This is a genomic window from Streptomyces sp. URMC 126, from assembly GCF_051386555.1.
Classification (GTDB): Bacteria; Actinomycetota; Actinomycetes; order Streptomycetales; family Streptomycetaceae; genus Streptomyces.
On record NZ_JBPQTX010000420.1, the window covers coordinates 1 to 5,156 of the forward strand.

Consider the following 5,156-nt stretch of genomic DNA (forward strand, 5'->3'; position numbering starts at 1 on the left):
GCGCGGGGCCCGGGCGGCATGACGGTGCGGCGCGGAGGGGACGCCGCGGGGTCGCGGAGGGGGATTACGGGTCCCGGTGCCTGTGGCCGATGATGGGGGCATGACCAACGACGGGGGAAGGGCGCACCAGCCCACCAGTTACGACCTGCGGCCGCCGGCCCCGGCCCCGGCCTGGCCGAACCCGTACAGCGACCCGGCGGCACCGCCGCTGACCCAGGACCCGGCCGCGATATCCGTCGCGCCCGACGCGGCGGCGGGCCCGTCCGGGGCGTCGGCGTCGGCGACGGCGATGGCGCCGGCGTCGGCGATGGCAGGCGAGCCGGGTGCGGGCCGCCGGGTGGGCGGCCGGTACCTGCTCCGCTCGCGGCTGGGGCACGGCGGTATGGGCACGGTGTGGCGGGCGCACGACGAGGTCGTGGACCGCGAGGTCGCCGTCAAGGAGCCGCGGGTGCCGGACCACCTGCCGGAGTCCATGCGGCAGACCATCCACCTCCGGATGCAGCGCGAGGCCCGTGCCGCGGCGCGTGTCGCGCACCCCTCGGTCGTCGCCGTGCACGACGTGGTGGTGGAGGACGGCCGGCCCTGGATCGTCATGGAGCTGGTCAAGGGCCAGTCCCTGGGCGACCGGCTGAACGAGGGGACGCTGGACCCGCGCGAGGCGGCCCGCATCGGCCTCGCGGTGCTGGGCGCGCTGGAGGCGGCGCACGAGGCGGGGGTGCTGCACCGGGACGTCAAGCCGGACAACGTGCTGCTCGGGCGGCACGACCGGGTGGTCCTCACCGACTTCGGCATCGCGCAGATCGAGGGGGAGCAGGGCCTCACGGAGACCGGCGGCTTCATCGGCTCGCCCGAGTTCGTGGCGCCGGAGCGGGCGTTGGGGCAGCGGCCCGGCCCCGCCTCCGACCTGTGGTCGCTGGGCGTCGTGCTGTACGCGGCCGTCGAGGGGATGTCCCCGTTCCGCCGCTCCAACACGCAGGCGACGATGCAGGCCGTGCTCTCCGCCGAGCCCCCGCGGCCGACCCGGGCCCCGGCCGGGTACGCGGACATCGTGATGGGGCTGCTGCGGAAGGAGCCGTCGGCCCGGCCGACGACGTCCCAGGTCCGCGCGGCCCTGGAGGAGGTGGCCCGGCCCGCGCCGCCGGTGCCCGCGGCCGTGGCGCCGACGGTTCCGGTCACCGGCAGCCGCTGGATCCCGCCGGTGCTGCACGACAAGCGGAAGACGCGGTGGTCCCTGGGGATCGGGGTCGTCGTGGTGGGCGCGGCCGTCGCGCTGTTCGCGATCAACCCGTTCGGGTACGGGCCGGCGACGCCGCTGCACTGGAAGGTCGTCGACGAGCCGGAGATCGTCAAGGCGTCGGTTGCCGTGCCGGAGGACTACGTCAAGGACGTCAAGCCCGACGAGCGCTGGGTGCGCTTCAGCGATCCCGGCGGGGTCTACGGTGTCTCCCTGTTCATCCGGACCGATCCGCCCGCCGGCTCTTCCTCTTCCTCTTCCTCTTCCTCTGCTGATGCGTCCTCCGCGTCCGACAAGGAGGTCAACTCGGCGCGGGGCGAGGGCGCCAAGCGGAAGCGGACCTTCGAGAAGGGGGACGTGTCCGGGATCGTGGACGCCCGGGCGACGGTCGGATCCGCCCCGTCCTTCGACGGCCGCGAGTCGGTGGAGATGACGACGACCTACCGGAAGTCCGGGAGCGGGGACGACGACCCGAAACTCGTCCGCCGCGGCCGGATCATCGTCAACAAGGCGAAGGACACCGCCTGGTACCTGGAGGTGACGATGCCGGAGAAGGGCAAGGCGCGGACCGAGGGCGACAAGCTGTACAAGGAGATCCTGCGGTACCTCAAGCTCAAGGAGAAGTGACGCGGGCGGGGCGCGGGCGAGAGGGGATGACGCGGGCAGGGGAATCGGCGCGGGCAGGGGCGCCGGGCGTCACCCGGCGGCGTCCCCTCCGGCCGTGCGCCACGCGTGGGCGGCGGCCCGCTCCACCGCCTCGGCCAGCAGCTCGGCGTCGCCCGGGGCGCAGCCCGGCGGCGGCCCGAGCCGGCGCAGCCGGCGGGCCGGGTCGGCGGGCGGCTGGGGGTGCAGGGGGACGGCGGTCAGATCACCGCCGGTGAAGTACGCGTCAGGCGCGCCCAGTTGGGATACGGGGATTCCGTCCGGCCCCGCGGCCGCCTCGGCCGGGCCGCCGGAGCGGGCGGCCCGCAGCTCGGCCAGCAGCTTCTCCTTGTCACGCCCGCGCAGGGCGGGCAGCAGGAAGGGGTTGTCCTCCAGGGCGCTCGCGAACGCGTAGTGGACGGCGGCCCCGTGGCCGCAGGGGTCACCGGTGTCCCGGCAGTCGCAGTGGGAGGAGAGCTCGCCGCGCCGGGGGAAGAGGGCGAGTCCGGCCTGGCCGAGGGTCTCGTCGATGTCCTCCGGCATCCGTCCTTCCAGCAGGCTCGCCGCGTGCCGGAGCTGCCCGGCCAGCACCGTGACACCGGCCGACCACTCGCCGTCGCCGAAGACCGGCAGCCGCAGGGTGACGTCGTAACCGCGCTTGGCCTGCCGCACCTGGGCGGTCACCTCGCCCGGCCGGACCGTCAGTCCGTGGACCGCGCCCTGGCGGGCCAGCGTACGGCCGCGCGGGAGGCGGGGGTTGGGGTAGGTGGCGCCCAGCGACTCCAGGGCGCGGATCCAGCGCCTGCTCCACCACGTGCTGCCGGGGGCGGCCGGCTTGCCGGTGGTGACGGGGGACTGTCGGCGGGGGGCCTGCTTCTCGCGGGCCGCCTGCTTTTCTCGCGGGGTCTGCTTCTCTCGGGTGGCCGTGGTGCGGCGGGTGGCGGTGCTCATGCCGTTTCTCCTGAGGCTGCCGAAGCGGTCGGGTCGTCGTCCGGAGCCGCCGTCTCTCCCGAGTCGGCGAGACGGACCAGGGCGCGCAGGGCGTCGTCGTCGAGCTCCGCCAGCCAGGTCTCGCTCGTGCCGACGACGGCGTCCGCGAGGGAGCGCTTGCTCGCCAGGAGCGCGTCGACGCGCTCCTCGAAGGTGTCGGCGGTGACCAGCTTGTGCACGTGCACGGTCCTGGTCTGGCCGATGCGGTGGGCGCGGTCGGTGGCCTGGTCCTCGACGGCGGGGTTCCACCAGCGGTCGTAGTGCAGGACATGCGAGGCCCGGGTGAGGTTGAGGCCGAAGCCGCCCGCCTTGAGGCTGACGATGAGCAGCGGGGACGCCGCGTCGTCGTGCTGGAACGCGTCCACCATCGCGTCACGCCGCTCGGCCGGGGTGCCGCCGTGCAGGAACGGTACGTCGTCCAGGCCCAGTTCGGCCGCCAGGTGGCGGGCCAGCAGCTCTCCCATGACGCGGTACTGGGTGAAGACCAGGGCCCGGTCGCCCGCGGCCACGGCCTCGCCGAGCATCTCCGTCGCGCGCATCAGCTTCCCGGAGCGGCCGGCCGTCGAGCCCGCCGCCGGGTCCGCCTCGCCCAGGTACTGCGCGGGGTGGTTGCAGATCTGCTTGAGGTGGGTGAGCAGCCGCAGGACGTTGCCCTGCCGGCGGATCCCGGTGCCGAGCCCGCCGTCCCCTTCGAGCGCGTCCGCGAGGGCCGCGCGGTAGAGCCGGGCCTGTTCGGCGGTGAGGTCACAGGCGACCGTGGACTCCATCTTGGCCGGCAGCTCGTCGACCACCGCGCTCTTCAGGCGGCGCAGCATGAACGGCGTGACGACGGCGCGCAGCCGCTCGGCCGCCTCCTGGTCGCCGTCCCGCTCGATCGGCCCGGCGAACTGCTCCTTGAACCGCCGGTGCGAACCGAGCAGCCCGGGATTGGCGAAGTGCGTGACGGACCACAGCTCCGACAGCCGGTTCTCGACCGGGGTACCGGTCAGCGCGACCCGGGCCCGGGCCTCCAGGCGCATGGCGGCGCGGAACGTCTGTGCCGTGTGGTTCTTGATCTGCTGCGCCTCGTCCAGGACGACGAGGTCCCAGCCGACGGACGCGAGCAGGTCGGCGTCCAGACGCAGCAGGGCGTAGCTGGTGACGACGACGGCTCCGGGCGGGAAAGCGGCGGGGTCGGTGGCGCGCCGGGCGCCGTGGTGGCGGAACACGGTCAGGCCGGGGGCGAACCGGGCCAGCTCCCGCTCCCAGTTGCTCACCACGGACGTCGGGCAGACGACGAGCCGGGGGCGGTCGCCGGTGCGGCCGGCGAGCAGCGCGATGGTCTGGAGGGTCTTGCCGAGACCCATGTCGTCGGCGAGCAGCGCCCCGAACCCCAGGTCGGTGAGGGATTGCAGCCAGGCGACACCCCGCCGCTGGTAGTCGCGGAGGTCGGCGTGGACGCCGGTGAGGTCGGGCTCGGTGCGCCCGGCCGCCTCGCGCAGCCGGCCGACGAGGTCCGCGACCGAGCCGTCGGCCACGGCCGGGACGTCACCGAACTCCTCGGTGTGGTGGCGTCCGCACAGGGCGACGGCCAGCGCCTCGGCGGTGGACAGCCGGCCGGTCGTGCCGACCAGTCCGGCCAGGTCGTCGATCCGCTCGGGGTCGAGCCGGAGCCAGGTGCCCCGCCAGGCGGCGAGCGGTTCGCCGCGGGAGGCCAGGGCGGTGACCTCGCCGGGGGTGGCCGTCTCGGTGCCGACGACGGCTTCCCAGCGGTAGGTGACGGTACGGGTACGGGTGTGGGGCGCGCCGGCGGTGGCGGCCGCCCGGCGGCGGGTGCCGACGCGGAGGCGGGGGCCGAGCACGTGGGCGTCCTCGCCGGACAGCTCGGCCGGGACGACGAGCCCGATGCCCGCGGTGTGCAGGGCGGTCGCGGTGTCGCCGAACAACTCGGCGGCCTGGAACGGGTTGAGGAGCACCCGGGTGGGCCGGCTCTCCGCCAGGCAGGCGGCGACGGGCCGGAACATCCGGGCCGCGCGGGCCAGCCCCTCGGTCAGCGTCTCCTGCGGGCTCTCCAGGATCCGGCCGCCGACGGCGGGGGGCCCGGCGTCGGACTCCCCGTCCCAGACGCGCTGGGCGGAGACCACGCCCGGTTCGTCCACCGCTTCCAGGTGGAAGGTCAGCGGCCAGAGCGCGTCCGGGCCGGCGGGCGTGCCGAGCCGGAGGCAGAGCCGGGCCACGGCTCGCTCGCCGGCGCCGGCGAGGGCCCACTCCGCGAGCTGCGCGGGGGTGGGGGCGGGCGAGTGAATGGGGG

General features: G+C 75.3%; 3 protein-coding genes. 1 reads left to right on the forward strand and 2 read right to left on the reverse strand.

Annotated features, from left to right (window positions below; all coding sequences use genetic code 11):
- Nucleotides 1–100: 100 nt before the first annotated feature.
- A complete protein-coding gene (locus tag ACSNOK_RS30495) occupies nt 101–1,861 on the forward strand; it encodes a serine/threonine-protein kinase (RefSeq protein WP_436784035.1) in 1,761 nt (586 codons plus the stop codon).
- Between the two features lie 69 nt (nt 1,862–1,930).
- Here the strand turns inward: ACSNOK_RS30495 and ACSNOK_RS30500 are convergent, their stop codons facing one another.
- Nucleotides 1,931–2,827, reverse strand: coding sequence for a hypothetical protein (locus tag ACSNOK_RS30500; RefSeq protein ID WP_436784036.1), 897 nt, complete (start codon nt 2,825–2,827; stop codon nt 1,931–1,933).
- Nucleotides 2,824–5,156: DEAD/DEAH box helicase (locus ACSNOK_RS30505; RefSeq protein WP_436784037.1), on the reverse strand; the 2,333-nt coding region annotated here is incomplete at its 5' end. The genes ACSNOK_RS30505 and ACSNOK_RS30500, both read right to left, overlap by 4 nt.

What these genes read in the sequence shown, in the direction of transcription:
- ACSNOK_RS30495 (WP_436784035.1), top strand. Translation starts at nt 101, where the DNA reads ATGACCAACGACGGGGGAAGGGCGCACCAGCCCACCAGTTACGACCTG.
- ACSNOK_RS30500 (WP_436784036.1), bottom strand. Translation starts at nt 2,827, where the DNA reads ATGAGCACCGCCACCCGCCGCACCACGGCCACCCGAGAGAAGCAGACC.